The organism is Curtobacterium sp. MCLR17_058 (genome assembly GCF_003234705.2).
Classification (GTDB): domain Bacteria; phylum Actinomycetota; class Actinomycetes; order Actinomycetales; family Microbacteriaceae; genus Curtobacterium; species Curtobacterium flaccumfaciens.
Window position 1 is genome coordinate 1706453 of the sequence record NZ_CP126262.1, and the last position, 25059, is coordinate 1731511.

28 protein-coding genes are annotated in these 25059 nt (G+C 72.4%); 16 read left to right on the forward strand and 12 right to left on the reverse strand.

Features of this window, described 5'->3' with window-relative positions; genetic code table 11:
- Window positions 1-166 precede the first annotated feature (166 nt).
- Complete coding sequence (locus DEJ11_RS08080) at window positions 167-664, reverse strand: hypothetical protein (protein WP_110863897.1); 498 nt, start codon at window positions 662-664, stop codon at window positions 167-169.
- A 137-nt stretch (window positions 665-801) separates the two neighbouring features.
- Window positions 802-1635 (reverse strand): SDR family oxidoreductase, encoded by an 834-nt coding sequence (locus DEJ11_RS08085; RefSeq protein WP_071405286.1) that lies wholly within the window; start codon window positions 1633-1635, stop codon window positions 802-804.
- 189 nt (window positions 1636-1824) lie between these two features.
- Between DEJ11_RS08085 and DEJ11_RS08090 the strand changes: the two genes are divergently transcribed.
- On the forward strand, window positions 1825-2139 hold the full coding sequence (locus tag DEJ11_RS08090) for a hypothetical protein (RefSeq protein ID WP_146250071.1): 315 nt from the start codon (window positions 1825-1827) through the stop codon (window positions 2137-2139).
- Window positions 2140-2149: 10 nt separating this feature from the next.
- On the opposite strand, the gene DEJ11_RS08095 is transcribed toward DEJ11_RS08090, so the two are convergent.
- Complete coding sequence (locus tag DEJ11_RS08095) at window positions 2150-2479, reverse strand: hypothetical protein (RefSeq protein WP_071405284.1); 330 nt, start codon at window positions 2477-2479, stop codon at window positions 2150-2152.
- A 106-nt stretch (window positions 2480-2585) separates the two neighbouring features.
- Here DEJ11_RS08095 and DEJ11_RS08100 point away from each other — a divergent pair, with 106 nt between their 5' ends.
- The 3 genes from DEJ11_RS08100 to DEJ11_RS08110 all read left to right on the forward strand — a co-directional run bounded on the left by DEJ11_RS08100 (window position 2586) and on the right by DEJ11_RS08110 (window position 4934).
- On the forward strand, window positions 2586-3542 hold the full coding sequence (locus DEJ11_RS08100; protein WP_181433108.1) for an AraC family transcriptional regulator: 957 nt from the start codon (window positions 2586-2588) through the stop codon (window positions 3540-3542).
- A 118-nt stretch (window positions 3543-3660) separates the two neighbouring features.
- Window positions 3661-4275, forward strand: a complete 615-nt coding sequence (locus tag DEJ11_RS08105) for a DapH/DapD/GlmU-related protein (protein ID WP_111103903.1) — start codon at window positions 3661-3663, stop codon at window positions 4273-4275.
- 242 nt (window positions 4276-4517) lie between these two features.
- Window positions 4518-4934 carry a VOC family protein gene (locus DEJ11_RS08110; protein WP_111103901.1) on the forward strand — a complete coding sequence of 139 codons (417 nt, stop codon included), beginning with the start codon at window positions 4518-4520 and terminating at the stop codon, window positions 4932-4934.
- On the opposite strand, the gene DEJ11_RS08115 is transcribed toward DEJ11_RS08110, so the two are convergent.
- Together DEJ11_RS08115 and DEJ11_RS08120 are read right to left on the reverse strand one after the other, a co-directional pair.
- Window positions 4915-5862 (reverse strand): methyltransferase family protein, encoded by a 948-nt coding sequence (locus DEJ11_RS08115; protein WP_111103899.1) that lies wholly within the window; start codon window positions 5860-5862, stop codon window positions 4915-4917. The genes DEJ11_RS08110 and DEJ11_RS08115 overlap by 20 nt on opposite strands.
- A gap of 75 nt (window positions 5863-5937) precedes the next feature.
- Complete coding sequence (locus DEJ11_RS08120) at window positions 5938-6084, reverse strand: hypothetical protein (RefSeq protein WP_181440856.1); 147 nt, start codon at window positions 6082-6084, stop codon at window positions 5938-5940.
- A 114-nt stretch (window positions 6085-6198) separates the two neighbouring features.
- Between DEJ11_RS08120 and DEJ11_RS08125 the strand changes: the two genes are divergently transcribed.
- Both DEJ11_RS08125 and DEJ11_RS08130 read left to right on the forward strand, forming a co-directional pair.
- A complete protein-coding gene (locus tag DEJ11_RS08125) occupies window positions 6199-6507 on the forward strand; it encodes a DUF3140 domain-containing protein (protein WP_349775177.1) in 309 nt (102 codons plus the stop codon).
- Window positions 6508-6574: 67 nt separating this feature from the next.
- Window positions 6575-6775, forward strand: coding sequence for a hypothetical protein (locus DEJ11_RS08130; protein ID WP_111110269.1), 201 nt, complete (start codon window positions 6575-6577; stop codon window positions 6773-6775).
- A 26-nt stretch (window positions 6776-6801) separates the two neighbouring features.
- Here the strand turns inward: DEJ11_RS08130 and DEJ11_RS08135 are convergent, their stop codons facing one another.
- Window positions 6802-7656, reverse strand: a complete 855-nt coding sequence (locus tag DEJ11_RS08135) for a glycoside hydrolase family 16 protein (protein ID WP_111103988.1) — start codon at window positions 7654-7656, stop codon at window positions 6802-6804.
- A gap of 103 nt (window positions 7657-7759) precedes the next feature.
- Complete coding sequence (locus DEJ11_RS08140; protein ID WP_071405277.1) at window positions 7760-8020, reverse strand: hypothetical protein; 261 nt, start codon at window positions 8018-8020, stop codon at window positions 7760-7762.
- 75 nt (window positions 8021-8095) lie between these two features.
- On the opposite strand from DEJ11_RS08140, the gene DEJ11_RS08145 reads away from it, so the two are divergent.
- Window positions 8096-9058 carry an SDR family NAD(P)-dependent oxidoreductase gene (locus DEJ11_RS08145; RefSeq protein ID WP_181433107.1) on the forward strand — a complete coding sequence of 321 codons (963 nt, stop codon included), beginning with the start codon at window positions 8096-8098 and terminating at the stop codon, window positions 9056-9058.
- Window positions 9059-9330: 272 nt separating this feature from the next.
- Here DEJ11_RS08145 and DEJ11_RS08150 read toward each other — a convergent pair whose 3' ends face one another.
- Window positions 9331-10557, reverse strand: coding sequence for a cobalamin-independent methionine synthase II family protein (locus DEJ11_RS08150; RefSeq protein WP_111103893.1), 1227 nt, complete (start codon window positions 10555-10557; stop codon window positions 9331-9333).
- 374 nt (window positions 10558-10931) lie between these two features.
- On the opposite strand from DEJ11_RS08150, the gene DEJ11_RS08155 reads away from it, so the two are divergent.
- Complete coding sequence (locus DEJ11_RS08155) at window positions 10932-11771, forward strand: DUF1684 domain-containing protein (RefSeq protein ID WP_111104374.1); 840 nt, start codon at window positions 10932-10934, stop codon at window positions 11769-11771.
- 102 nt (window positions 11772-11873) lie between these two features.
- Complete coding sequence (locus tag DEJ11_RS08160) at window positions 11874-12896, forward strand: SLAC1 family transporter (RefSeq protein WP_111104373.1); 1023 nt, start codon at window positions 11874-11876, stop codon at window positions 12894-12896.
- Window positions 12897-12965: 69 nt separating this feature from the next.
- Here DEJ11_RS08160 and DEJ11_RS08165 read toward each other — a convergent pair whose 3' ends face one another.
- Window positions 12966-13526 carry a histidine phosphatase family protein gene (locus DEJ11_RS08165; protein WP_111104372.1) on the reverse strand — a complete coding sequence of 187 codons (561 nt, stop codon included), beginning with the start codon at window positions 13524-13526 and terminating at the stop codon, window positions 12966-12968.
- Window positions 13527-13629: 103 nt separating this feature from the next.
- Between DEJ11_RS08165 and DEJ11_RS08170 the strand changes: the two genes are divergently transcribed.
- From DEJ11_RS08170 to DEJ11_RS08180, 3 genes are read left to right on the forward strand one after another with little or no spacing between them, the layout of a single operon-like run.
- Window positions 13630-14856 (forward strand): LLM class flavin-dependent oxidoreductase, encoded by a 1227-nt coding sequence (locus DEJ11_RS08170; RefSeq protein ID WP_111104371.1) that lies wholly within the window; start codon window positions 13630-13632, stop codon window positions 14854-14856.
- On the forward strand, window positions 14853-16238 hold the full coding sequence (locus tag DEJ11_RS08175) for an NtaA/DmoA family FMN-dependent monooxygenase (RefSeq protein ID WP_111104370.1): 1386 nt from the start codon (window positions 14853-14855) through the stop codon (window positions 16236-16238). The genes DEJ11_RS08170 and DEJ11_RS08175 overlap by 4 nt, the downstream gene beginning before the upstream one ends.
- On the forward strand, window positions 16235-17386 hold the full coding sequence (locus DEJ11_RS08180; RefSeq protein WP_111104368.1) for an LLM class flavin-dependent oxidoreductase: 1152 nt from the start codon (window positions 16235-16237) through the stop codon (window positions 17384-17386). Before DEJ11_RS08175 ends, DEJ11_RS08180 begins: the two co-directional genes overlap by 4 nt.
- A gap of 219 nt (window positions 17387-17605) precedes the next feature.
- Here the strand turns inward: DEJ11_RS08180 and DEJ11_RS08185 are convergent, their stop codons facing one another.
- The 3 genes from DEJ11_RS08185 to DEJ11_RS08195 are packed head-to-tail and all read right to left on the reverse strand — an operon-like array spanning window position 17606 to window position 20551.
- Window positions 17606-18622 carry a transporter substrate-binding domain-containing protein gene (locus tag DEJ11_RS08185; protein ID WP_111104367.1) on the reverse strand — a complete coding sequence of 339 codons (1017 nt, stop codon included), beginning with the start codon at window positions 18620-18622 and terminating at the stop codon, window positions 17606-17608.
- Window positions 18623-18662: 40 nt separating this feature from the next.
- The gene (locus tag DEJ11_RS08190; RefSeq protein WP_111104366.1) at window positions 18663-19436 is read right to left on the reverse strand and encodes an amino acid ABC transporter ATP-binding protein; all 774 of its coding nucleotides are present in this window, start codon (window positions 19434-19436) and stop codon (window positions 18663-18665) included.
- The gene (locus tag DEJ11_RS08195) at window positions 19436-20551 is read right to left on the reverse strand and encodes an amino acid ABC transporter permease (RefSeq protein ID WP_111104365.1); all 1116 of its coding nucleotides are present in this window, start codon (window positions 20549-20551) and stop codon (window positions 19436-19438) included. Before DEJ11_RS08195 ends, DEJ11_RS08190 begins: the two co-directional genes overlap by 1 nt.
- 154 nt (window positions 20552-20705) lie before the next feature.
- Here DEJ11_RS08195 and DEJ11_RS08200 point away from each other — a divergent pair, with 154 nt between their 5' ends.
- The 4 genes from DEJ11_RS08200 (at window position 20706) to DEJ11_RS08215 (ending at window position 25044) form a co-directional block, all read left to right on the forward strand.
- A complete protein-coding gene (locus DEJ11_RS08200) occupies window positions 20706-20957 on the forward strand; it encodes a DUF4287 domain-containing protein (protein WP_111104364.1) in 252 nt (83 codons plus the stop codon).
- An 88-nt stretch (window positions 20958-21045) separates the two neighbouring features.
- Window positions 21046-22035, forward strand: a complete 990-nt coding sequence (locus DEJ11_RS08205) for a putative endonuclease domain-containing protein (protein ID WP_111104363.1) — start codon at window positions 21046-21048, stop codon at window positions 22033-22035.
- An 82-nt stretch (window positions 22036-22117) separates the two neighbouring features.
- The gene (locus tag DEJ11_RS08210) at window positions 22118-23497 is read left to right on the forward strand and encodes an alpha/beta fold hydrolase (protein WP_111104362.1); all 1380 of its coding nucleotides are present in this window, start codon (window positions 22118-22120) and stop codon (window positions 23495-23497) included.
- Window positions 23494-25044, forward strand: a complete 1551-nt coding sequence (locus DEJ11_RS08215) for a GMC family oxidoreductase (protein ID WP_111104360.1) — start codon at window positions 23494-23496, stop codon at window positions 25042-25044. Before DEJ11_RS08210 ends, DEJ11_RS08215 begins: the two co-directional genes overlap by 4 nt.
- The last annotated feature ends 15 nt before the right edge of the window (window positions 25045-25059 follow it).

The following is a 25059-nucleotide window of genomic DNA, read 5'->3' on the forward strand; positions in this document are numbered from 1 at the left end:
TCGTAGCGCGAGGACGTCTGCTCCTGACCCGAACTCGTGGCAGACGTCCTCGCACCTTCCCGCTGTCGTCGAGCGGACGGCGGGTCCCCGACCTCGGGCGCCGCGTAGGACGTGGAAGTGGCCGACCAGCCCGAGGACTGATCGGCCACTACGCGGTGTCCGACGACTAGCGGTCGGACGCCTCGACGACGCAGCTCTCGACCTGCTCGGCGGCCTTCGAGTCGTCGGCGAACGGCGTCGGCGCATCCGAGGTGGTGGTCGTCTCGTCGGCGACGGCCTGCTTGGCGACGTCGTTCACGGCGTACAGCGGGCCGTCGAAGTCGTCGGCCGTGGGGTCGGCGGTGGTCGCCCAGATGGTGACCTCGTCGTCGTTCGAGTCGTTGCTGTCCGCGGGGACGATGGCGGCACCGAGGTACCAGCCGCCGTCACCCTTCTGGATGTTCGCGAACTCGGTGGTGTCGTGCGAACCGACCGCCTTGTCGATCATGTCGACGGCGGCGCTGGCGGCCACGTCGCACTGGGCCGACTGCGACTTCTCCTCGGAGCCGGGGACCTTGCCGACGGGGTTGATGTTCTGCGCTCCGCCGGGGTCGCAGGCGGTTAGCAGGAGGGCTACGGTGGCGGCGCCGAACAGCGCCGTGACGGTCTTCGCTCGCGTGGACATGGCCCTGAACGTAGGCCGGCCCCGGTGGGCGGCGGTTCAGCCAGGAGCGTCCCCCGACGACGGACGGGAGGCCCGGCGCACGTCGTGCCCCGGGCCTCCCGTCCGTCACCTGGTCCCGTTGCCGGACCGGCGTCCCGTCACAGGATCGGGGTGCCGCCGGTGACGGCGACCCGCGCGCCGGAGACGTAGCTGCCGTCGTCACTGGCGAGCAGCACGTAGACGGGCGCGAGTTCGGCCGGCTGGCCGGGACGGCCGAGCGGCGACTGCTTGCCGAACTGCTCGACCTGCTCCGGCGGCATCGTCGACGGGATCAGCGGCGTCCAGATCGGACCGGGGGCGACGCTGTTCACGCGGATCCCGCGTTCCCCGAGCAGCTGCGCCAGCGCGGCCGACAGGTTCGCGACGCCGGCCTTCGTGACGTCGTAGGGCGCCAGGTTCGGCTTCGGGTTGTCGGAGTTGACCGAGCTCGACCCGATGATCGACGACCCCGGGCCGAGGTGCGGCAGCGCGGCCTTGACGAGGTGGAAGTAGGCGCTGAGGTTCGTCGCGAGGGTGTGGTCCCACTCCTCGTCGCTGATCTCCTCGATCGTCTCGTGGGTCATCTGGTAGGCGGCGTTGTTCACGAGGACGTCGAGCCCGCCGAGTTCCGAGACCGCCTGGTCGATGACGGATCGGCAGTACGCGGGATCGCTCACGTCGCCCGGGAACAGCACGGCCTTCCGACCGGCTTCCTCGATCCAGCGCTTCGTGTCCTGCGCGTCGTCCTCCTCTTCCGGCAGGTAGCTGATCAGGACGTCAGCGCCCTCGCGCGCGAACGCGATCGCGACGGCCTTCCCGATGCCGCTGTCCCCGCCGGTGATGACGGCGCGCTTGCCGGTGAGCTTGCCGGAGCCGCGGTACGACTCCTCGCCGTGGTCGGCCTTCGGGGTGAGTTCCTGGTCGCTCCCCGGGGGCTGCTGCTGCTCGGTCATGTCTCTCCCTGTGGTCGGTTTCCCTGGACGTCCCCGATGCTGGGCGGGCGCCACTGAACGCCTGTCCAGGGTCACGGCGTACCCCGTTCGGTGCCCGAAGATGTGTACCCGGCACGACGGCGGCCTACCGTGGCACCGGATCAGGGAACCGTCACCGCGACGGAAGCTCCTCTTCACCAGGGAGCAACGTTGAAGTACGTGAACTACGCGGGCACGGTCCGTGTCCTGACGAGCGACACGATCGCCGACGCGGTGATCCGGTACGCCGCCGCACTGCACCAGAGCCGGCTGAGCGACGTCGTGTCAATCCCGACGGCCGACGACTTCGGGGTGGCGAGCACGATCGAGGTGCTCCTGGCCCCGGCGATCCCGGTCGCCCTCGAGCCTGCTCCGGACGACGACCTCGAACCCGAGGGCGAGGCGTTCCTGCTCGAACTCGACCGGCGCACCGAGGCCGCGCTCGCCGTCGACACCAACGCGTCGCCGCCGGACTTCGGGCGCTGAGCCGGCGCCCCTACGCCACCGGCCCCTCGGTCAGGTCCGTCCGGGTGTCCGCGTGGATCACCTCGTCGTGCTCGAACGTCAGCGCGGCGGCCCGCAGCCGTGCCACGAACACCGTGTCCTCGCGCTCGAGTTCGTCCTCCTCGGCGTCCTCGACCACGAGCTGACTCGACGGACCGATGAGGACCTTGGTGGTCGTCATGGTGCCGTCCGTCGCCACCGAGGGGATCGCGACGGTGTCCGCCCGGTTGCCACCGGCCAGGGCCGCGGCGTACTCGATCACGGCATCGGCCACGTCGTCGCTCGTCAAGATCGTGGAACGGTCGTACTGGATCTGCTTCATGTCCGGGCCTCCATCTGCACAGCCAACAGCGCCGTTGCTGGCCGCCGTACAGGAACACGGCGCGTCGCTCGTTGCGCCGACGCCGACTTGTCGTCAGGATCATCACGTGCCCGAGACCATGCACCGCCTGCTGCGGGAGATCCAGACCGCCGAGCCGTCGGTGGCGGCCGAGGCGATGGCCCGGACGCACATCACCCACGGACTGTCGGTCGAACCGACGGACGCCGAGTTCGTGTTCGAGGAGCGCGTGCGCGGAACGGCGCTGCTGTCGCTCGAGTCGACCCGCTGCACCGGGGTCCTGAGCGGCACGATCGAGCCCGGCGACGCGATGATGATCTTCTGGATGAAGTCCGGGGTCGCCCAGCTCGACGAGAACACCGTGAAGATCGGCCGGCCGACGCTCTTCCGTCAGGGGCCCCAGCGCTTCCGCTGGATCGCCTGCAACAAGGACGTCCTGCGGATCGACCGCTCGATCGTCGAACAGGTCGCGGCCGAGCGCGGCGACTGGGCCCCGGGTCCCATCGAGTTCCGTCCGCGGCACGTCCCCGAGGGCGCGCCGCTCGCTGCCTGGTGGCTCATGGTGCGGTCCATCGCACAAGAGGTCCTGGCCGGACCGGACGCCGTCCCGGTCGAACGCGAGCGGGAGCTCGCGCGCTTCGCCGCCGGTGGGCTGCTCACCGCGATCCCGCACTGGCCCGTCGGGCAGCACGAGCCGGCGATGGCCGCCACCGCCCGCTTCGCCCGTGCCGAGACCTTCCTGCTCGAGCACGCCACCGAGCAGATCACCGTCGACGACGTCGCCGAGGCCGCCGGCCTGAGCGTGCGCGGCGTGCAGGCGGCGTTCCAGCGACACCACGGCATCACCCCGACCATGTACCTGCGTCGCATCCGGCTGCTGCTCGCCCGCGAACAGCTCGAGTCGGGCGACGGGCGGAGCATCGCCGAGATCGCCCGGGCCACCGGGTTCGCCCACCTCGGCCGGTTCGCGGGGAGCTACCGCGAGGAGTTCGGCGAGCTGCCCCGGCAGACGGCGTCCACCGCGCGGGACGGCGCCCGCGCCTAGCGAGCAGCCGCGCGGGCCCGCAAGAATCCCGCAACCGCCCGCCGTCCGGCCGATCGCCGACGATCGTCGCCCTACGTTTGCGCTGCACGGACACGCAGCCACGACGACTGGAGACCCCATGGCCGGCTCAGCAGCACCACCCGTCCCGACCACGGCCGTCCCGCCGACGACCGATCCGTCGACGTTCGGCCGTCGGCTCGTCGAGGACGCCTCCTACGCCCGTGAGCACTTCGTCTTCACGGCACTGCTCGGATCCCCGCTGCTGCCCCGGATCGTCCGGCGGCTGCTGCTCCGTGCCGCCGGGGCACGCGCCGAGTCCGGTGTGGGGACCGGGTTCTCGCTGACGGGTGACCCGAAGCACCTCACCATCGGCCGGGGCGTCTTCTGCAACCGCAACGTGACCGTCGAGGCCGTGGCCCCCGTGACGATCGGTGCGAACACCGCGATCGGGATGCAGGTGCTCATCATGACGAGCCACCACGAGATCGACGCCGAGGGCCGGTGGAGCGACGTCGCGACCGGCCGCCCGGTGGTCGTCGAGGAGCACGTCTGGATCGGCGGCCGCGCCACGATCCTGCCGGGCGCCCACATCGAGCACGACGTCGTGGTCGCCGCCGGCGCCGTGGTCGTCGGCCGCCTGGCGGCGCACGGCGTCTACGCCGGCGTCCCCGCGAAGCGGATCCGTGAGCTCGCCCCGTCCGCGCGACCGCCGGTGGTGGACTCCGCCGTGTGACGGCATGGAGGCCCGTGGCGGCGCCGTCACGCGCCTCCCGTCCGGCGTTGGTGCTGCTTCGAACACGCCGGTGTGTTGCTGCGACGCCGTGCCGTCGTCGAGACGCCGCCGAATGTGGAGGCGTCTCGACGACCTGGCGGCGCCGAACGAAGACGACGGCGTCTCCTTCCGCGGGGTCGCGCACTCTGCCAGCATGATCACGACGCGGACGACGACGCCCGCGCAGGACGAGGGAGACCGTCATGACCGTTCGCCTCAACCCCTACCTCGGGTTCCGGAGCGGCGCCCGCGAAGCGCTCGAGTTCTACCACTCGGTCTTCGGCGGGACGCTCACCATCGGCACGTTCGGTGAAGCCGGCATGAGCCTGGACCCCGCCGACGCCGACAAGGTGATGCACGGGCAGCTCGACGGCGACCAGGGCCTGCTCCTGATGGCCTCGGACGCGCCGTCCGGCATGCCGACACCGGCGGAGAGCAGCATCTCGCTGTCGCTCAGCGGTGACGACCACGAGCTGCTGACACGGTGGTGGAACGGCCTGGCCCAGGGCGCGACGATCGTCGAACCACTCACCACCGCGCCCTGGGGCGACACCTTCGGCATGCTGACCGACCGCCACGGGGTGTCGTGGCTGGTCAACATCAGCGGCGCGACGAGCTGAGCGGCAGCGAACCCACGCGCGCCGGCACCGGCCACCGCGGCACCCAGCACCGGACCTGCTCGGCGTAGCGGCGGAAGTCGTCGCCGAACCGTTCCGCCAGGTCCGATTCCTCGAGCGGGCGGACGATGCAGTTCCAGACCACGGAACCGGCGACCGCGTAGACGACGACCAGCCACGACGACAGCAGCAGCCCGACGGCGACGCCCTGCGTGATGCCGGCCAGGGCCATCGGGTTCCGCACCGACCGGTACGGCCCGGCGACCACCAGGCGGTTCGCGGTGGCCGAGGGCAGCGGCGTGCCCTCGCCCTTCGTCGACATCGCCGCTGCCGACGCGATGCCGAGCGCGCTGGCCAGCAGGAGTACGACCACACCGACGACGGTGAGGGTGGTGACGAAGGGTGCGGGCAGGTCCGGGTGCAGGCCCCAGCGCTGCTCGGCGAACGCGATGAGCAGGGGGAGCACCCCGAGGAACAGGCCCCAGAAGACGACGATCTGCAGCACGGTCGCGGTGACGTGCCGGGAGCGCGGGGCCGCGGCGTCAGCGGTCCGGATCCGCAGCGGACCGCTCGTCACCCACTCCGTCGGGACCCGTCCGAGCAGGACGAGGGCGAGCGCGAGGACCGAGCCGATCGTCGCGGCGAGCATGACGAGCACGCCCCAGCCGGCCTCGCCGGTCACGGTGGCCCAGACGCTCAGGGCGACGAGCACCAGGGCGGTCCACACCGTCGTGACCACCGCGGCGGCCCGGACACCGGCGGCGGCGAGCGCCGAGGCGACGACGAACAGCGGAACGTCGAACACGGCGACGAGCACCGGGTCGAGCGAGCCGAGCGTCGCCGTGCGGATCCAGGGCAGCGTCGCGACGGCGATCCACCAGGCCGCTCCACCGACGGCTTGCAGCGCGTAGTACCGCCGGCCCCAGGACATGGGTGCACGGTAGCAGTGCGCGGCGAGGGGCCGGGCCGTCGGCGGACCGTGCGTGCCGTCGCTCCCGACGGTGGGTCAGTCGGTGTGGTTGATCTGTCCGAGCCAGCGACCGAAGGACGGGGTGCGCTCGTCGTGCAGGGTGGGCAGGACCGGCTTCGGCAGGCAGGCGAGCTCGTCGGTGACTGTTCCGGCGCCGGTGCTCTTGTGGAGGTCGAGGCTCATGGTGGGCTCCTTCGTGGTCGGTGGAGTGTTCGACACCGGGCGGGGCCGTTCCATTCCCATCTGACCCGGCCCGCCCTGCGCAGTCGTCCAGCACCGTCGGGTTGTCTCGACCGCATGAGCGAGCACGACGACGAGCAGACCCGGGCCGACTTCGACGAGACGGTGAACATGACCGCCACCGAGCTGCGGAAGTGGCTCGACACCGACGAGTCGAAGTCCGTCGGGCAGAAGCCCTCGGGCGGCGGCGAGTCGACCGGGCACGAGAGCGGTCGGCACATCGTCCGCATCCTCGAGAAGCACAAGGCCGACCGCACCGACGACGACCTGGCGCACATGCGGAGGTCGTCGGCTACGTCGCCCGGCACTCGGAGCAGCGTCCTGACGGCGACGTGCACGACACCCCCTGGCGGTACTCGCTCATGAACTGGGGCCACGACCCGGAGAAGCACTGACGGCATCGGGCAGAATGGGTGGTGTGAACGAGACGGGCATGCCGCGCTTCCGACGGATCTGGTCGACCGTGCAGGTCGGTGTCCTCGCGATCGCCGTCGCGTTCTGCGTCGTGATGCTCGTGATCGGGCAGGGCAAGCTCGACCGGGTCTACGCGGTCGCCGCGGTGTTCTTCGGACTCGCCCTGGTCGGGCACAGCACGTACCTGTGGCTCGTCGCCCGGGCGAACCGCCGTCCCTGACGCTCGTCCGCTTCGGCGATCCCCGGCTAGGCGTTCTGGTGGACCCGCAGCCAGTCGATGGTCATCTGCTGCGGGAACCGTGTCGAGGCGTCGGGCGAACCCGGCCAGTTCCCGCCGACCGCGACGTTGAGGATCACGAAGAACGGCTTGTCGAACACCCACGGAGCCGAGCCGACGTCGGCCCGGGTGACCGTCCGGTACGCGACACCGTCGACCGTCCAGGTGATCGAGCTGGGGCGCCAGTCGACCCCGTACACGTGGAAGTCGTCGGCGAACGCTGCTCCGGACGCGTTCGTGTACGCCGCCGAGATGCCCTGCGCGCCGGAGTACCCGGGCCCGTGCACCGTTCCGTGCACGATCCCCGGCTCGTACCCGACGTTCTCCATGACGTCGATCTCCCCGCACGCCGGCCAGCCGACCTGCCCGATGTCCGCGCCGAGCATCCAGAACGCCGGCCAGATGCCCTGGCCGCGGGGGATGCGGATCCGCGCCTCGATGCGGCCGTACTGCGCGGTGTAGGTGCTCTCGGACTTCAGCCGGGCCGATGAGTACGACCCGTCGGCCTCGCGGCGTGCGGTGATCACGAGGTTGCCGGCACCGTCGAGCGCCGCGTTCCGCCGCGAGTCCGTGTAGGTCTGCAGCTCCGCGTTGCCCCAGCCGCCGGAACCCAGGTCGTACCGCCAGATCCCGGGGTTCGGCGCGCTGCCGGTCGGGCCGTCGAACTCGTCGGCGGCGAGCAGCACGGGCGCAGCGGTCGGCGCCGCAGCTCCGGTCACGGCCTGTGCCGAGCCGTCCGGGATCGCCGTCGCGCCGAGGGCGGTCGTCGCGGCTCCGGCGAGTCCGAGCGTCATGAAGCGCCGTCGATCGATGTGCTGGTCCATGTCGTGCTCCCTGCAGCGCGATGGTGGTGTGGTCGTCGGATCATGCACCATCAGACCGCACCTGAACAGGCCCACATCCCGCTTCGTCCGCGGGGCGCACCGGTCAGCCGAACCGCATCGCCAGCGGCACGAGCAGGCCCGCGACCCAGACGAGCACCATCACGAGGGCGCCGACCGCGATGAGCCGTCGGCGACGCCGCAGCTTCGGGCTCCGCTCCTCGCCCCACATCTGTGCACGGACCAGCACCCGGTTCGCCTGCTCGACGACCTTCCGCACCTCGGGGTCGTCGACGTCGAGGACACCGGCGCGGGCGTGTTCGGCGATGACCGCGGCTTCGTCGACGGTCAGGTCGTCCTTGCGCATGCTCCATCTTCGCACCGCGTGCAGGGGTACGACCCGGCTGTGCGGGAACGGACCACGGCCGGGTACCAAGGACACATGGGACATCGGTACCGCGGGAAGATCGTCGTCATCACCGGAGCATCGAGCGGCATCGGGAGGGCCGCCGCACACGAGTTCGCCCGGCAGGGCGCCACGCTCGTGCTCGCCGCACGCGGGCACGACTCGCTCGAGGCCGCAGCAGCCGAGTGCCGGAAGCTCGGCGCCGAGGCGATCGCGATCCCGACCGACGTCGCCGACGAGCACCAGGTCAAGGACCTCATCGGCACCGTGACGACCCGCTTCGGTCGCATCGACGTCTTCGTCGGCAACGCGGCCCTGTTCGTCTACGGCCTGTTCGAGCAGACCCCCACCGAGGCGTTCAAGCGCGTCGTCGACACGAACCTGTACGGGCACCTCAACGCCATCACGCACCTGCTGCCGCACTGGAAGCAGCGCGGGAAGGGCACCTACGTGCTCGTCGGCTCGATCCAGTCGCTGCTCTCGGCGCCGTACCAGTCGGCGTACGTGACGAGCAAGCACGCTGCGCTCGGCCTGGTCGACGTGCTCGGTGACGAGTTCGCGGGCACCGGCATCAAGTTCACCGCGCTGCTGCCGTCCACGATCGACACCCCGATCTACCAGAACGGCGCCAACTACACCGGCAAGACCTCGCACCCGCTCCCGCCCACCGTCTCGGTCGAGCGGGCCGGACGCGCCGTCGTGCAGGCCGCCACGCACCCCAAGCGCTACCGCTTCGTCGGACGCATCCAGGCATCGCTCGTGCCGCTGCAGTACGTGTTCCCGGGCCTGTTCCACAAGATCACGAAGCCGATGGTGGAGACGTTCGCGCTCCGTGGCAAGGGCGCCCCGAGCGACGGGAACCTCTACGCCCCCGCCGACGCCGCGAACGCGACGAACGGCGGCTGGGTCGCGAAGCGTCGGCGCGTCACGCGGCCCCTCGTCTGGCTCGGCGTCGCCGCTGCGGGCGCGGCGGTCGTGCTCGGCCGCTCGCGTCGGTAGACGCATCCGCTGACGGCCTGGAGGCCCGGTGCCAGCTGGCACCGGGCCTCCCGTTCGTCCGTGCGCGCGTGCACAGCCGGGCGTACCTCGCGGAATCGGGCGTACCTGCCCGAACCGGGCGTACCTGGCGGAATCGGGCGTACCTGCCGGAACCGGGCGTACCTGCCCGAACCGGGCGTACCTGCCGAAACCGGGCGTACCTGCCGTGCTCTTCTTGGCAGGTACGCCCGATCTCACCAGGTACCGCAGCCGTTCTGGGAAGGAACGGGCGGCTAGAAGAGCTTCGCGCTCGCGCGCCGGGCACCCTCACCGAGCGACTCGAGCTTCGCCGCGGCGATCTGCGGGTGCACGCGGCCGCCGAGGCCGCAGTCGGTGCCGGCGATGACGCGCTCGCGCCCGACGACCGAGGCGAACCGCTCGATGCGCTGCGCGACGAGGTCGGGGTGCTCGACGACGTTCGTGGCGTGGCCGACGACACCGGGGACGATGACCTTGCCCTCGGGCAGGGTGACGTCCTGCCAGACGGTCCACTCGTGCTCGTGGCGGGCGTTCGCGGCCTCGAACGAGTACGCACCGGCGTCGATCTCGAGCATCAGGTCGACGATGTGGCGGAGCTCGATGTCGGTGGTGTGCGGTCCGTGCCAGGAACCCCAGCACAGGTGGAAGCGCACGCGGCTGGTGTCGAGGCCCCGCAGTGCGTGGTTGAGCGCCTCGACACGGATGCGGGTGAAGGCGCGGTAGTCCTCGATGCTCGGCTCGGGGTTGATCTGGTCCCAGTTCTCGGCGATCGAGGGGTCGTCGATCTGCAGCACGAGGCCGGCGTCGAGGATCGTCGTGTACTCCTCGCGCAGGGCGTCCGCCCACGCCCAGATGTGTTCTTCCTCGGTCGCGTAGTACTCGTTCGCGATGCGGGCGGCGGAACCGGGGGAGAGCGCCGTGATGAAGCCGTTGTCCGCGCCGGCGGCCTCGACCGCGTGCTTGAGGTTGGCGGCGTCGGTGGCCGCGGCCTCGTGGCCGGTGTAGGTGATCGGGCCGGTCGTGGTCGGGAACGCGGTGGCGTTCTTGCCGGTGCCGATGCCCGACTCGGGGTCGGTGTAGGCGTCGTGGAAGATCGTCCAGTCGCGCCGGTCCGGGAAGCTCGTGAGCCGGATGTTCCCCTGGGTGGACCGGACCGGCTGCTGCGAGAAGATGTTCTCGTCGGTCAGGCTCAGGCCGCTGACACGCTGGAACGAGTAGCCCCACCACGCGCCGTAGTCGACGCTGTTCGACATCGCCTTGCCGAACTCGCCGTCACCGGGCTGCGTGATGCCGAGCGCGGTCTGCCGTGCGACGACGTCGTCGACGGCCGCGCTCGTCAGGGCACGGACCTCGTCGGTGGTCTCGAGCGTGAAGCCGTCGGCGGCCACGGGCCGTGCGGCGTTCGCGGCGATGAGCTCGGGGGTGCGGGGGAGCGATCCGGCCGTGGTGGCCTGGATGCGGTCGGTGTTCTCGAAGGGCATGCGCTGCCTTCCTCTCGATGGGTGCGGACTGTCGGGAGTCGGGGGCCGCGCGCGAGGCTTCGCGGTGCGCTGCAGTGCCACTCTGCCACGAGCGATCGGGCCCGTTACGTTGCGCGACTGTGGCTTCGTGCGGACGCCGAACGACAGGGTCGATGTCGTACGACACCGACTCGGTCGCCTCTTGCGTGCGCGGACGGTTGCAGGCGCGTGCGAACGACAGGGTCGATGTCGCCCGACGTCGACGGTGTCGTTCCGCATCGGCTCGCCCCCGCCCGCCCCGCGCGCGCCCCGGCCCGCCCCGCCCGCCCCGCCGCCCGCCGACGCACGGCGACACGATCGTCGCGCCACCGGGCCACGAGTCGTACGGTCGACCCATGAGCACGACGACCCCGACGAGCGACACCACCACGACGACCCCGACGGCACCGACCTTCGCGGAAGCATGGACCACGTGGCACGACGACCACGAGCAGGCCCGGGCGAGCGAGCACGGCTTCCTCGCGATCACGAGCATCCGCTGGCTCACCGCCACGCCGGAACGCTTCGAGGACGCCCCGGGCAGCTGGTCGACGGACGAGGACGGCCCGGTGGTCGCACTGACCGACGACGAGACGATCGAGGTCGACGGACAGCCGGTCACCGGGACGCACCGGTTCGGCCCGCTGCCGGAGCGCTCGAGCACGAACGTGGTGTGGCACGACGGCGACGAGACCGTGGTGATCGAGGTCGCCCGGCGCGGCGGCAGTGACCTGCTCCGCCCGCGGCACCCGTCGAACCCGACCCGCGTCGGCTACCAGGGCACCCCGGCGTACTCGGCCGCTGAGCGCTTCGTCGTGGACGCGCACTTCGAGCCGTTCGACACCCCGCGCGAGGTCACCGTCGGCAGCGTCGTCGACGGCCTGCTGCACGTCTACGAGGCCCCCGGCGTCCTGACGTTCGACCTCGACGGGCCGCGGTCGCTCCTGGCGTTCAACGGGCACGCCGGCGGTCTGCACGTGCTGTTCACCGACCGCACGAGCGGGGTCACGACGTACGCGGCGAACCGGAGTCTCGACATCGCCGCACCGGATGCCGACGGTGCCACCCGCATCGACTTCAACCGGGCGACGAACCTGCCGTGCGCGTACACCCCGCACGCGACCTGCCCGCTGCCGCCCGCCGAGAACCGGCTCGACGTCGCGGTCGAGGCGGGCGAGCAACTGCCCGCAGCCTGACCGCCGAGCACACACGGCCCGCGGGCACGCACGCCCCGCCGCGCACGCACGGCCCCGGGCGCGCACCGGCACACCCGACCCGTCCAGGACAATGGGGGAGCCATGCCACGACCCACCTCCCGCATCCCGCTCAACACCCTCGCCGTCCCGTTCGGCCTCGCCGGCTTCGCCGAGACGTGGTCGTACGCCGCCCCCGTGCTGCACCTGCCCGCCGTGGTGCCGCAGGTGTTCTGGGCGATCGCGGCCGTCGCGTGGGTGTGGCTGCTCGGTGCGCACATCGTCCGGGGCGCACGTGTCAGCGAACGGCTGGTCGACCAGCTCCGCCACCCGGCGCAGGGCCCGATCGCCGCGCTCGTCCCCGCGACCGCGATGCTGCTCGGCGTCGACCTGGCGCGGTTCGCCCCCGTCGCCGGGCAGGTCGTGGTGCTCGCCGCCGTGGCCACCGCGGCCGGGTTCGCCGCCTGGCTGCTGAGCACCTGGTTCGAGGGCCGGCTCGCCCTGGAGTCCGTGCACGGCGGCTACCTGCTGCCGACCGTCGCCGCGGCCCTGGTCGCCTCGGTCGCCACGCACGAGGTCGGCGTCGGCTGGCTGTCCTGGCCGGCCCTCGGTGTCGGCGTGTTCTTCTGGGGCGTCATGACCGGCCTGCTGCTCATCCGGCTGGCGTTCCGGCCGGCGCTGCCGGGGCCGCTCGTGCCGACGATGGCGATCCTGGTCGCGCCGCCGGCGGTCGCCACCCTGTCGGTGTTCGCCCTCACCGACGGCGCTGTGACGCTGCCCGTGCAGGCCATCGCGGGGCTCGGCGTCCTGATGGTCCTCGTGCAGCTGGCCCTGCTGCCGCGGTACGTCCGCCTGGCGTTCTCGCTCGGGTTCTGGTCGTTCGTGTTCCCGGCAGCCGCGGTCGCCACCGCCGCAGTGGAGTGGTTCCGGGCACTCGCGCTGCCGTCCGCCTGGATCCCCACCGCCACGTTGCTGGCGCTGCTCAGCGTGCTCGTCGCGGTCGTCGGTGCGCGCTCGATCGGCCTCGCCGTGCACCACCTGCTCGGGCAGGCCGAGCGCACCCTGCACGACGCCGACGACGAGGACGCCGCCCCCGGTCCCGTGACGGGCGCGACGCGCGTGGTCTGACGAGCGGGGCGGTCGGGCCGCGCAGGCGGCGGACGGGAGGGCCGTGGCGGCCCCGCCCCGTGCCTCCCGTCAGGTCGCTGGGACGCGTCTCCAGCCGCTGGTCGCCCGCCAGGCGGGCGCGTCGAAGTGGAAGACGCTGCCCATGCCGGGCTGGTCGAGCGCGCGCGTGATCGGGACGCCGCGCAGGTGTGCCAGGAGCAGCGTGCCGACCGCACCGTGCGACACGATCGTGACGTCGCCGGTGGCGCAGTGCCGGCGGACGGCCGCGACGATGCGCTCCTGGGCGTCGATCGCGCGCTCCCAGCCGCGGACCGACTGCTCGGGTGCGGCGAAGAACGCGTCGACGACGGCCTCGAACTCGGACGGCGGCAGGTAGCCGGTCGCGCTCCGGTCGATCTCGCCGAGCAGCGGGTCGTGCTCGACCGACAGCCCGACGGCGCTGGCGAGCAGGTCGGCGGTCTCGACGGCCTTGCGCTCGGTGCTCGAGACGATCCGCCGGGAGCCCGGCGTCCACGCGAGCCGGTGTGCGGCGGCGGCCCGGACGCGGCCCTCAGGTGACAGTCCCCACGACTCGATCGGGACCGCGGGGTCGACCACCACTTCCGCGTGGGTCAGGAACGACGAGACCATCCGGCGATCCTCGCACGGTGCGCCGCGCGTCACACGGCGACACCGTCGGTCACGTTCCGCAACACCGCTTCGCCGCCCGGCCGAACCGTCCTAGCGTCGCCCCATGACCGTGCCCGACCGAATCACCCTCGTCACCGCGCTGCAGGGCGCCGGGTGGCACCCCGCCGCCTGGCGCGCCGCCGGCCCGGCAGCGCAGCGCCTCACGAGCCTCCGGCACTGGCGCGACGTCGTCGTCGAGCAGGACCGGCTCGGCGTCGACGCCGTCACCCTCGAGGACTCCTTCACCGCCGGCCCCACCGACCCCGACGGCGACCTCGACACGTCGACCGTCGTCGGCCGCCTCGACGCCCTCCTGGTCGCGAGCGCGGTCGCCCCCGCGACCCGCGCGATCGGTCTGGTGCCGACCGTCTCGGTCACGCACACCGAACCGTTCCACGTCGCCACGGGCCTCCAGACCCTCGACCACGTCTCGCTGGGGCGGGCCGGATGGCGGATCCAGGTGAGTCCGACGACCCGGGAGGCCGCGCTGTTCGGCCGCCGCCCCGGCGGCGACGACGCTGCCACGCTGTTCGACGAGGCCCGCGAGGCCGCCGAGGTCGTCTCCCGCCTCTGGGACAGCTGGGACGACGACGCGATCATCCGCGACGTCACGACCGGCCGCTTCATCGACCGCGACCGCATCCACAACGCGGCGTTCTCCGGCTCGTTCGTGTCGGTGCACGGCGCGTCGATCGTGCCGCGGTCGCCGCAGGGGAGGCCGCCGGTGTTCGCGCTCGCGCACCGCTCCGACGCGGCGGCGTTCGCGGTGGACGCCGCGGACGTCGTGCTGGTCACGCCCGGCTTCGACGGCCTGGAGGATCGTGCTGCGCTGGCACTCGTCCGTGACGCCGAGCAGGCGGCCGGGTCCGACCTCCGTCGTCCGGTCCTCGCGGACCTCGCGGTGCTCATCGGGTCGTCGCCGGCAGCCGCCGCCGACGAGCTCGCCGCGCTCGACGCGGCCGCCGGCGGCCAGTACGCCGTCGGCTCCGGGTCGGACACGTCCGTCCTCGCGACGACGGTGCCGGACCTCGTGGCACGGATCGCGGACCTGCGGGCGCTCGGGTACGCCGGCGTCCGGCTCCGTCCGCTGCGCATCCCGATCGACTCGACCGCGATCGCCCGGCAGCTCGTCCCGGCGCTCGTCACCGCGGGGCTCCGCGCCGACGTGGCGTCCCGTCCCACCGCCGACCTGCGCACGCGGCTCGGCATCGTGCCGGCGATCAGCCGGTACGCGCGTCCTGCCGTCACCGGTGCCGGTGTCGGTTCCGTCTCCTCGGGGGTCTCAGCATGAGCGCCAAGCGTCAGGTCCACCTCGCCGCCCACTTCCCGGGCGTCAACAACACCACGGTCTGGAGCGACGACCGCGCCGAGAGCCAGATCGCGTTCTCGTCGTTCGAGCACTTCGCCCGGAACGCCGAGCGGGGGTGCTTCGACTTCCTGTTCCTCGCCGAGGGGCTGCGGCTGCGCGAGCAGAAGGGACGCATCCACGACCTCGACGTCGTCGGGCGCCCGAACACGCTCGCGATCCTGGCCGCGCTGGCCGGCGTCACCGATCACATCGGGCTCGTCGGCACGCTGCAGACGACCTTCAACGAGCCCGTCGAGCTCGCGAAGCAGCTCGCCACGCTCGACCACCTGACTGACGGCCGCGCCGGTTGGAACGTCGTGACGAGCTCGGACGCGTTCCACGGCGCGAACTTCCGCCGTGGCGGGTTCCTCGACCACGCCGACCGGTACACGCGAGCCGCCGAGTTCGTGGAGCTGTCGCGCGAGCTCTGGGACTCGTGGGAGTCGGACGCGATCGTGGCGAACGGGTCGGGCGCCGCCGGGACCCTGGGCGTCGGGGCCTTCGCCGACCGCTCCCGCATCCACGACGTCGACCACCACGGCCCGCAGTTCGACGTGACCGGCACGTTCCCGGTGCCGCGCAGCCCCCAGCGGCACCCCGTGGTCGTGCAGGCCGGCGACTCCGACGAGGGCCGCGACCTCGCCGCCGGGCACGCCGAGGTGGTCTTCTCGCTGCACACCGAGTTCGACGACGCGCAGTCGTTCTACCGCGATGTCACCGAGCGACTCGAACGGGTCGGCCGGTCGAAGGACGAGCTGCTGATCCTGCCCGGCGCGACCTTCGTGCTCGGCGACACGGCGGACGAGGCCGAGGAACGTTCCCGGGCGATCCGCCGCGCCCAGGTCAGCCCGGCGACGGCGATCGCGTTCCTCGAACAGGTGTGGAACCGTGACCTGTCGTCGTACGACGTCGACGGGCCGTTGCCCTCGATCGAGCCGGACCTGGAGGGCGCCGACATCACCCGCGGCCGCGTCCGCCACACCCGCGACGTGCCCGCGCTGGTGCAGTCGTGGCGTGACCTCGCCGCGGCCGAACACCTGTCGATCCGTGACCTGGTCATCCGCGCCTCCACCCGTGGCGGCTTCGTCGGCACGCCCGCACACATCGCCGCCGAGATCGACCGGTACGTGCAGGAGCGCGCCACCGACGGGTTCGTCGTCGTGCCGCACACCAACCCGTACGGGCTCGACGAGTTCGTCGACCGGGTCGTCCCGCTGCTGCAGGAGCGCGGCGTCTACCGGCAGTCGTACGACGAGGGCGCCACGCTCCGGCAGACGCTCGACCTGCCCGGACGGGTCCTCGACCGGCAGCGGGTCCTCGCATGAGCCGCGTCCCGCTCTCCGTCCTCGACCTCGTCCCGGTGAGCACCGGGACGACGCCGGCCCAGGCCCTGGCGAACACGGTCGACCTGGCCGTCGCCGCGGAACGTGCTGGGTACGCCCGCTACTGGCTCGCCGAGCACCACCTGAACCCAGGCGTCGCGGGCAGTGCCCCGACGATCGTCATCGGTGCGGTCGCCGCAGCCACCTCGACCATCCGGGTCGGCAGCGCCGCGACCCTGGTCGGCAACACCCGGGGGCTGCAGATCGCCGAGACCTTCGGCACGCTCGCCGCGCTGTACGGTCCGCGGATCGACCTCGGGCTCGGCCGCTCCGGAGCACCAGCACCGGGCGCCCCGAAGCCGCCGTCGCTCGCCCCGCGGACCGACCAGGTCGTCGACGGCCTGCTCGTCCCCGCGCCGTTCGAGTTCCGCATCGCGCCGGGCAGCCGGTTCGCCCTGCAGGGGGAGCTGCTCGGGCGGGTGCCGGGCGACGTCGAACGGTTCGCGGGCGAACTCGACCTGATCCGCGGCCTGTTCGCGGGCACGTGGTCGCGGGACGGTGCGGTGGTCGAGGCCCCACCGGCCGCGAGCGCCGCCGTCGAGCTGTGGATCCACGGCTCCACCGGCGGCGAGAGTGCCCGGATCGCCGGCGCGCTCGGCCTGCCGTACGGCGCGAACTACCACTCGTCCCCGGGCACGGTCCTGGCGTCGGTGCAGGCCTACCGCGACGCGTTCCGCCCGGGCGTGCTCGACGCGCCGCACGTCATCGTGTCGGCCGACGTGCTCGTGGCGCCGACCGCGGCCGAGGCGGACGAGCTCGGGCTCGGGTACGCCCAGTGGGTGCACTCGATCCGCTCCGGCGTCGGGGCGATCGAGTACCCCACCCCGGACCAGGCTCGGCAGCTGCGGCTCCCCGCTGAGGCCGAGGCGTCGGTGGCGGACCGGCTCGCGACCCGGTTCGTCGGCGAACCGGCACACGTCGCGGAACGGCTCGAGACGCTCCGACGGGTCACGGGAGCGGACGAGTTGCTCGTCACGACGATCGCGCACGACCACGACGCCCGGGTGCGCTCCTACGAGCTGCTCGCTGCGGAGTGGGCGGCTCGGGGCGCGGGTGCCGTCGAGGGGGAGTCCGCTCTGGCTGGGCGCTAACTCGCTGCGTGTGCATGTTCCGACGTCCCACCTGTCGTTCGACGGGTGGGACGTCGTTCGTTGCGCACGCATCGGCTGCGTGTGCATGTTCCGACGATCCACGAGTCGTTCCCCTCGTGGATCGTCGATTGTCGATCGTCGATCGGGGAGTGCCCCCCGACCCCCGCACGCACGACACCCCCGCGACCACGACGGCCACGGGGGTGTCACGGCACGGCCTCAGCTGTTGTCGAGCGGCAGACCCTCGGGGTTCACCTCGGACGTCTTCACGGCCTCGTTCGACAGGTTGTAGGCCGCGAGCCACTTCGCGTAGGTGCCGTCCTCGATCAGCTCGTTGATCGCCGCCGCGACGGGCTTCGCGACCCCGCTGCCCTGCTTCGTCGTCGCGGCGATGAGCCCCTGCAGTGACGAGCCGGCGCCGGAGTACGTGCCCGCGGTCTTCGTTTCCTTCGCGGTGCCCTTGCTCTGCGTGTTCTGGTAGGCGATCGTCGGGTTCGGGCCGAAGTATGCGTCGATCTTGCCCGAGTCGAGCGCGAGCTTGATCGCGTTGCCGTCCGGGTAGTACTTGATCGTGAAGTCCTCGCCCTTCGCCCGGAGTTCCTTCTGCCACTCGAGCAGGATGTTCTCCTGGTTCGTGCCGGAACTCACGGACAGGGTCTTCCCGGCGAGCACGGACGGGTCGCCGTCGAAGCGCAGCGAGCTCGACGCCAGCACCTGGAACGCCAGGTTGTCCTGCCGGTACGAGGCGAAGTCGTACTTCTCCTTGCGCTCCTCGGTCACCGTGACGTTCGAGAACCCGGCGTCGTACTTGCCGCTGTCGATGCCGACGAACAGGTTGTCCCACGTGGCGTTCTGCACGTCCGCGCGCAGCCCGAGCTTCGCGGCGACGAGCCGTCCGAGGTCGGGCTCCGAACCGGTGATCGTCTTCTGGTCGTCACCGGTGAAGGCGAGCGGTGGGAACCCGGCGGGCAGGGCCCCCACGCCGATCGTGAGCTTGCCGGACTTCCGGACCGCGGCGGGGAGCGCGTCGTGCAGCTTCGTGTCCTCGGTGACCTCGACGGTCGTCTCCTTGGCCGCACCGTTCGAGGCGGCGCCGATGGTGACGGAGCCGTCGGGTGCGCCGCTCGTGTCGGCGGAAGCGCCCGCGGAGCACCCGGCGAGGGCGACGACGACGCCGGCTGCGAGGACGAGGAAACCGGCGCGGTTGCGCCAGCGGGACGGGGTGGTCGTGGACATGGTTCTCCTTGGGGTGCGTGCGGGGATCAGGGGTCAGGGGTCAGTGGACGCGGGACAGGAAGTCGCGCGTGCGGGTGTGCTGCGGGTGGTCGAGCACCTGGGCCGGCGGCCCCTGCTCGACGACCCGCCCGTGGTCGAGGAACACGACGTGGTCGGCGACCTCGCGGGCGAAGGCGATCTCGTGGGTGACGATGACGAGCGTGGTGCCCGTGTCCGCCAACCCCCGGATGACCCCGAGCACCTCGCCGACGAGCTCCGGGTCGAGCGCCGAGGTCGGCTCGTCGAGCAGGACGACCGACGGCTCGAGCGCCAGGGCCCGGGCGATCGCGACGCGCTGCTGCTGCCCGCCGGACAGCTGCCGGGGGCGGGCCGCGCCGCGGTCGCCGAGTCCGACCCGATCGAGCAGGGTCTGTGCCCGCGCTCGGGCCGTGGCGACGGGGACTCCGGCGGCGATCGGCCCCTCGGCGACGTTCTCGAGCGCGGTGAGGTGCGGGAACAGGTTGAAGTGCTGGAACACGAACCCGATCCGGGCACGCTGCCGCAGGATGTGCCGCTCGGGCAGCTCCTTCCAGCGGGGGACCCCGTCGCGGCCGGTGCGCAGGCGGACGCCGATGGGCTCGTCGCCGACGGTGACGACTCCGCGGTCGAGCGGTTCGAGGTGGTTGATCGCCCGGAGCAGCGTGGACTTGCCGGAACCGGAGGGGCCGAGGACGACGGTCACGCTGCCGGACGGCAGCGACAGGTCGATGCCGTCGATGACGACGCTGTCCCCGAACGCCTTGACGGCTCCGTGGATCGCGATGGCGGCGCTCATCAGATGCTCCTGTCGTCGACGGTGGAAGCAGACCCGGACGCGACTGCGCGATCGGCGGCGGTTGCCTGTGTGCGGCGACCCGCGCCTCCAGGCCGTCCCGGACCACGTCCGGTCCCGCCGCCCCGCAGCACGCTCCGCACCCGCTGCCACGGTGTCGGCGGCAGCGCACGGACCGACCCGCGGGCCGTCCAGCGCTCGACGTAGTACTGCACGATCGAGACCGCGCTGGTGAGCACGAGGTACCAGATGGTGGCAACGACGAGCAGCGGGATGATGTCGCCCGGGTACGTGCTCGACAGGTTCTGCACCACGCCGAACAGGTCGAGCAGCGACACGTAGAACAGCAGCGACGAGGCCTTCAGCAGGCCGACGACCTGGTTCACGAACGCCGGGACGATCGACCGCAGCGCCTGCGGCATGATCACCCGCACGAACTGCCGGCGACGGGGGAGCCCGAGCGCCTGCGCGGCCTCGTGCTGGCCGTGGTCGACGGCGAGCACCCCGGCGCGGACGATCTCGGACGCGTAGGCGATCTCACTGAGGCTCAGCCCGATGACCCCGATCGCCAGGTCCCCGAGCAGGTTCGCGGTCGGCACCTCGAGCTGCGGCCCGAAGGGGATCCCGATGCCGATGGTCGGGTACAGCGACCCGAGGTTGTACAGGAAGACGAGCACCAGGATGAGCGGCACCGACCGGAACAGCCACACGTACCCCCACGCCAGCCCGGACAGCACCGGGTTGTGCGACAGCCGGGCGATGGCCACCAGGATCCCGCCGGCGAAGCTGATCACGGCGCTCAGCGCGGTGGCGGTGAGCGTCAGCTGCAGGCCGGTCAGGACCGCCGGACTGAACAGCCACTTGCCGACGGCCGGCCAGCCCCACTGCTCGTTCGTGAACAGCGTCTCGCCGAAGTTCAGCAGCACGACGAGCACGAGGGCCGCGGCGATCCACCGCAGCGGGTGCCGCAACGGCACGACGGAACGGTCGAGTGCGGCGTGTCCGGCAGCGTCGATGGTCGCGGTCTCCGGCCTGGAGGCGCGGCTCGCCCCGGTCGTCCGGCCCGCGTCGTCGACGCTGGTCGCCTCCCACTGCGGGGCCCTGGTGGTGTCGGTCATGTCGCGACCGTAGGAGGGCCGGCCGACGCCGACAACGCCTCGCGCAACACCCCGCCACGCGACGCAACACCGGGCCATCCGGCGCAACGCGGCGTCACGAAACGGTGTCCTGCGTGACGTTCCGTGACGGCAGACGGAGCGCTACCGTTGCGCCATGACAGCGCATCGCGTGACCGCCCCGGTGCCCCCGGCGGACGGCACCAAGGTGAAGGGTCCGGCGTCGTACTTCCCGAGCATCGAGACGACGTACGAGCGCCCGGTGCAGGAGTGGCTCGACCTGGTCGCCGACCGGCTCGACGACCACCAGCACATGGAGGTCGTCGGGTGGCTCAAGGCCGAGCACGGCCTCGGGCACGGGCACGCGAACGCCCTGGTCGCCTACGTGAAGCAGGCGCTGGTCGCCTGAGCGGTCGCGGCGCTCGCCTGTGGTTCGGCGGGTGTCGGTCGCAGTGCGTGGTGCGGCGGGTGTCGGTGGTCGTTCCTAGCGTGGGGGCGTGGCCGAACCCGTCGATGCGTGGTGGCGCCGCCGACAGTGGTCGCGCGGCGAAGCGGTGCCGTACGCCGTCGGACAGTTCCGCGCCGACTGGGCGCCGTACCCTGTGCTCATCCGGCAGTACCACCCCGACTGGAACCACGGCGTCGTCCTGACCCAGGTCCCCCCGGCGGCCGAGGTCCTGCTCACCTGGGAGTGCGACGTCGGGCACGTCTTCGTCGCGACCCCGTCCGAACAGCGGTCCCGCCCGGGCCGTGAGCGCCGCCGCTCCGTCTGGTGCCCCGAGTGCGCGGTGCAGGCCCAGCCGCAGCGGTGGCCGGTGCTGCCGTCGGACTGGCCGCAGGCCGTGCCGGTGCCGCAGCGGGTCGTCCGGAGTGCCGGACGACAGACGCTGCCCGCGGCTCCGGTGCGCGGGGTCCCGGCCGGAGCCGTCGCGTCGAGCCGTTCCCGGTCCCGTCGGCCCGTCGCCGGGTCCGCCGGGTCGGCCGGAGGGGCGCCACGGCGGACTGCCCAGTCCGTTCCCCGCACGATCTGCCCGAAGACCCCGCGGCTGCCGTCGGGTGAGTCGTTCACGAGCGTCTGCGCCCCGGCGACCGCCTCGGCGGTCGAGGCCGAACTCCGCGGCATGCTGTCCGAGCGGTTCGCGTTCACGTACGACCACTCCGCCATCCGACTCGACCGCCCGTTCTTCGACCACGTCGAGGCCTGGCCGGACATCATCCTGCCCGAGCTCCGCGTCGCCATCGAGTACGACTCCACCGGTCGGCACGGCCTCGAGCACGTCGGCCCGCGGCAGGAGACCGACCGGAAGAAGGACCGCGCCGTCCGCGCCGTGGGGTGGGAGGTCGTCCGCATCCGCACCGGGCGGCTCCCCGCGCTCGGCCCGTACGACCTCCAGGTCTCGGGGATCTCCGGCCGGACCGTCGACCGGCTGGCGGACACCCTGCGCGAGCTCCGGGGCGCGCTGTTCGTCGACGCGTACGCCCGGTGACACCGTCGATCGGGGTACACGCGCGACCCGGCGGGGTACGGCCCGGCTGGGAGCGGTCGCGAGCGACGGGTAGGTATACAGGGTGACCACCGTCTTCTGTCTCCACGCCCTCGGCGCGAGTTCCGAGGAGTTCGCGCTGCTGCGCGCCGAACTCCTCGGCGACCTCGACCTGATCGGCATCGACCTGCCCGGCTTCGGCCGCAGCCCGGCGTCGTCCGGCACCACCGTCGAGGAGATGGCCGTCCTGGTGGAGCGCGCGATCGGGGCGAGCGGCTCGACGGAGTGGATGCTCCTCGGGCACTCGATGGGCGGCAAGGTCGCCACGGTGGTGGCCGACCGCACGATCTCCGGCGCGAACGGCCTGTTCGGGCTGCGGGCCGTGGTGCTCCTCGCCGCGTCCCCGCTCGCTCCGGAGCCGATGGACGACGACCGGCGCTGGACGATGCTCTCGTGGGCTGCCGGTGGCCCGATCGGCACCGATGACGCCGAGGAGTTCGTCGCCGCCAACACCGCCGCACCCCTGGCGCCCGCTCGGCACAGCGCGGCGGTGCAGGACGTCGAGCGGACCGACCCCGCCGCCTGGACGGACTGGCTGTCCCGCGGCAGCCGCGAGGACTGGTCGGACGCCGCACCGAACCCCGTGCCCGCCCTGGTGCTCGCCGGCGCCGAGGACGGCGACCTCGATGCCGACGCCCAGCGCCGCCTGACCCTGCCGCACTGGCCGAACAGCGAGCTCCACGTCGTCGACGGCGCCGCACACCTGCTGCCCTGGGAACAGCCCGAGGCCGTGGCCGAGCGCATCCGCGACTTCTGGCAGCGCCGGGTCACGGGGTCGCCGGTCGTCCCCGTGGAGCACGCCCGCGTGATCGCCTCGCCGCGGGTCAGCGCCCGGACCCGCGGCCTGCTCGCCGAGCGTGCGCTGCCCGACGACCCGTCGGCCGCACCCCACGCGCTGACGCCGACGCAGTTGGACACCCTGCGCGCCGTCGCACGGATCGTCGTCCCGCAGCCCGGCACCGACCAGGTCGACCTGGCGCTGCGGGTCGACGCGCAGCTGGCCGCGGGGCTCGGCGACGGCTGGCGGCCGGACGGCCTGCCGGTGGACGCCGAGGCCTACCGTGCCGCGCTCGACGTGCTCGCTGCACCTGCCCGCGACGGCGTGCTCGACCAGGCCCTCGAGTCCGTGGCTGTCGGGCGGTACCGCGCCGACGGCGACCTCGACGCCGAGCAGCTGCGCGCGTGGTTCGAGGACGCCAGCGTCGACCTCGTGAAGCACTGGCTCGCACACCCCGCCACCATGGCCGCCATCGACTTCGACGGCTACGCGAACGGCGGCGACGGCGTCCGCAAGCAGGGCTTCCAGCTGCTCGCGGCGGGCGAGCGCGAGGCCTGGGAACCCGAGGCCCCCGCCGGCACCGCCACGACGATCGACACCGCACCGACGACCGGAGCTGCACGATGAGACTCGACGGACAACGCACGTACGGCACGGACGACGTCGTCGACGTGGTCGTGGTCGGCACCGGGGCCGGGGGAGCACCGCTCCTCGCATCGCTGGCCCGCCGTGGCCTGACGGTCGTCGCGCTCGAAGCTGGCCGCAACACCGAGCCGGGCGACCACGTGCCGGACGAGGTCGCCGCCCCCGGTGACATCAACTGGATGGACGAGCGGCTGAGCGGCGGCGGAGCCCCCACGGCCTTCGGCCCCAACAACAGCGGCACGGGCGTCGGCGGGTCGACGCTGCACTGGGGCGCGTTCACCCCGCGGCCGAGCGAGCACGACCTGCGGCTGCGGACCGAGAGCGGCGCGGGGCAGGACTGGCCGATCAGCCACGCCGAGCTCACCGGCTGGATCGAGCAGGTCGAGCACGACGTCGGCGTCGCCGGCCCCGAGCACTACCCGTGGGACCCCTCCCGCCGCTACCGGATGCGCCCGCCGGCCCGGAACGCCTCATCGGACATGATGATGCGCGGCACCGCGGCCGCCGGGATCACCGCGACCGACGCCCCGGTCGGCCTGACCACCGAGGACCGGCACCAGGAGCACCACGGGCTGCGCCAGGCCTGCGTGTCCTGCGGCTCGTGCCACCAGGGCTGCCGCAACGGCTCGAAGGTCTCGATGGACACGACCTACCTGCCGGCCGCCGTGGCGTTCGGTGCGGAGATCCGTCCGGAGTCCTTCGTGCACGGCATCGAGCTCGACGCGGCGGGACGGGTCGAGGCGGTCCTCTACACCGCCGACGGCCGCGAGCACCGCCAGCGCTGCCGGTCACTCGTCCTCGCAGCGGGTGGTGTCGAGACGCCGCGACTGCTGCTGCACACCGGTGTCGCGAACGGCAGCGGGCAGGTCGGCCGGAACTTCACCGCGCACGGAGCCACCCAGGTGTGGGCGCGGTTCGACGAGTCGATGCGCTCGTACCGTGGGTACCCGTCGTCGATCATCACCGAGGACTTCGTCCGACCGGCGGACGCCGACTTCGCGGGCGGCTACCTCATCCAGAGCCTGGGCGTGCAGCCGCAGACCTTCGCGACCTCGCTGGTCCGGGGCGGCGGACTCCGCGGTGCCGAGCTCGTCCGGGCGCTGCAGGACTACCCGTTCTCGGCCGGCGTCGGCATCAACGCCGAGTGCCTGCCGTACGACGACAACCGCCTCGAGCTGACCGACGAACTCGACGAGCACGGTGTCCCACGTGCCCGGGTCTCGTTCACCCCGGGCTCGAACGAAGAGGCGATCCGCCGCCACGCGGTCCGCACGATGACGACCATCGTCGAGGCCGCTGGCGGTCAGGACGTCCGGGTGCTCGAACGCACGGCGCACACCATCGGCACCGCGCGGATGGGCACCGACCGCGAGACCTCCGTCGTCGACCAGGACGGCCGCTCGTGGGACGTCCCGAACTTGTGGATCGCCGACAACTCGGTGTTCCCGAGCGCGGTCATCGCGAACCCGGCGCTGACGATCATGGCGCTCTCGCTCCGTACCGCCGACCGCATGCTGCAGGCCGCCTGAGCAGGAGCCCCGACC

Excerpts from the sequence above, each read along its gene's own strand:
- DEJ11_RS08080 (WP_110863897.1), bottom strand. The coding sequence starts at position 664 with ATGTCCACGCGAGCGAAGACCGTCACGGCGCTGTTCGGCGCCGCCACC.
- DEJ11_RS08085 (WP_071405286.1), bottom strand. The coding sequence starts at position 1,635 with ATGACCGAGCAGCAGCAGCCCCCGGGGAGCGACCAGGAACTCACCCCG.
- DEJ11_RS08095 (WP_071405284.1), bottom strand. The coding sequence starts at position 2,479 with ATGAAGCAGATCCAGTACGACCGTTCCACGATCTTGACGAGCGACGAC.
- DEJ11_RS08105 (WP_111103903.1), top strand. The coding sequence starts at position 3,661 with ATGGCCGGCTCAGCAGCACCACCCGTCCCGACCACGGCCGTCCCGCCG.
- DEJ11_RS08110 (WP_111103901.1), top strand. The coding sequence starts at position 4,518 with ATGACCGTTCGCCTCAACCCCTACCTCGGGTTCCGGAGCGGCGCCCGC.
- DEJ11_RS08115 (WP_111103899.1), bottom strand. The coding sequence starts at position 5,862 with ATGTCCTGGGGCCGGCGGTACTACGCGCTGCAAGCCGTCGGTGGAGCG.
- DEJ11_RS08120 (WP_181440856.1), bottom strand. The coding sequence starts at position 6,084 with ATGAGCCTCGACCTCCACAAGAGCACCGGCGCCGGAACAGTCACCGAC.
- DEJ11_RS08125 (WP_349775177.1), top strand. The coding sequence starts at position 6,199 with ATGAGCGAGCACGACGACGAGCAGACCCGGGCCGACTTCGACGAGACG.
- DEJ11_RS08130 (WP_111110269.1), top strand. The coding sequence starts at position 6,575 with ATGCCGCGCTTCCGACGGATCTGGTCGACCGTGCAGGTCGGTGTCCTC.
- DEJ11_RS08135 (WP_111103988.1), bottom strand. The coding sequence starts at position 7,656 with ATGGACCAGCACATCGATCGACGGCGCTTCATGACGCTCGGACTCGCC.
- DEJ11_RS08140 (WP_071405277.1), bottom strand. The coding sequence starts at position 8,020 with ATGCGCAAGGACGACCTGACCGTCGACGAAGCCGCGGTCATCGCCGAA.
- DEJ11_RS08145 (WP_181433107.1), top strand. The coding sequence starts at position 8,096 with ATGGGACATCGGTACCGCGGGAAGATCGTCGTCATCACCGGAGCATCG.
- DEJ11_RS08150 (WP_111103893.1), bottom strand. The coding sequence starts at position 10,557 with ATGCCCTTCGAGAACACCGACCGCATCCAGGCCACCACGGCCGGATCG.
- DEJ11_RS08155 (WP_111104374.1), top strand. The coding sequence starts at position 10,932 with ATGAGCACGACGACCCCGACGAGCGACACCACCACGACGACCCCGACG.
- DEJ11_RS08160 (WP_111104373.1), top strand. The coding sequence starts at position 11,874 with ATGCCACGACCCACCTCCCGCATCCCGCTCAACACCCTCGCCGTCCCG.
- DEJ11_RS08165 (WP_111104372.1), bottom strand. The coding sequence starts at position 13,526 with ATGGTCTCGTCGTTCCTGACCCACGCGGAAGTGGTGGTCGACCCCGCG.
- DEJ11_RS08170 (WP_111104371.1), top strand. The coding sequence starts at position 13,630 with ATGACCGTGCCCGACCGAATCACCCTCGTCACCGCGCTGCAGGGCGCC.
- DEJ11_RS08175 (WP_111104370.1), top strand. The coding sequence starts at position 14,853 with ATGAGCGCCAAGCGTCAGGTCCACCTCGCCGCCCACTTCCCGGGCGTC.
- DEJ11_RS08180 (WP_111104368.1), top strand. The coding sequence starts at position 16,235 with ATGAGCCGCGTCCCGCTCTCCGTCCTCGACCTCGTCCCGGTGAGCACC.
- DEJ11_RS08185 (WP_111104367.1), bottom strand. The coding sequence starts at position 18,622 with ATGTCCACGACCACCCCGTCCCGCTGGCGCAACCGCGCCGGTTTCCTC.
- DEJ11_RS08190 (WP_111104366.1), bottom strand. The coding sequence starts at position 19,436 with ATGAGCGCCGCCATCGCGATCCACGGAGCCGTCAAGGCGTTCGGGGAC.
- DEJ11_RS08195 (WP_111104365.1), bottom strand. The coding sequence starts at position 20,551 with ATGACCGACACCACCAGGGCCCCGCAGTGGGAGGCGACCAGCGTCGAC.
- DEJ11_RS08200 (WP_111104364.1), top strand. The coding sequence starts at position 20,706 with ATGACAGCGCATCGCGTGACCGCCCCGGTGCCCCCGGCGGACGGCACC.
- DEJ11_RS08215 (WP_111104360.1), top strand. The coding sequence starts at position 23,494 with ATGAGACTCGACGGACAACGCACGTACGGCACGGACGACGTCGTCGAC.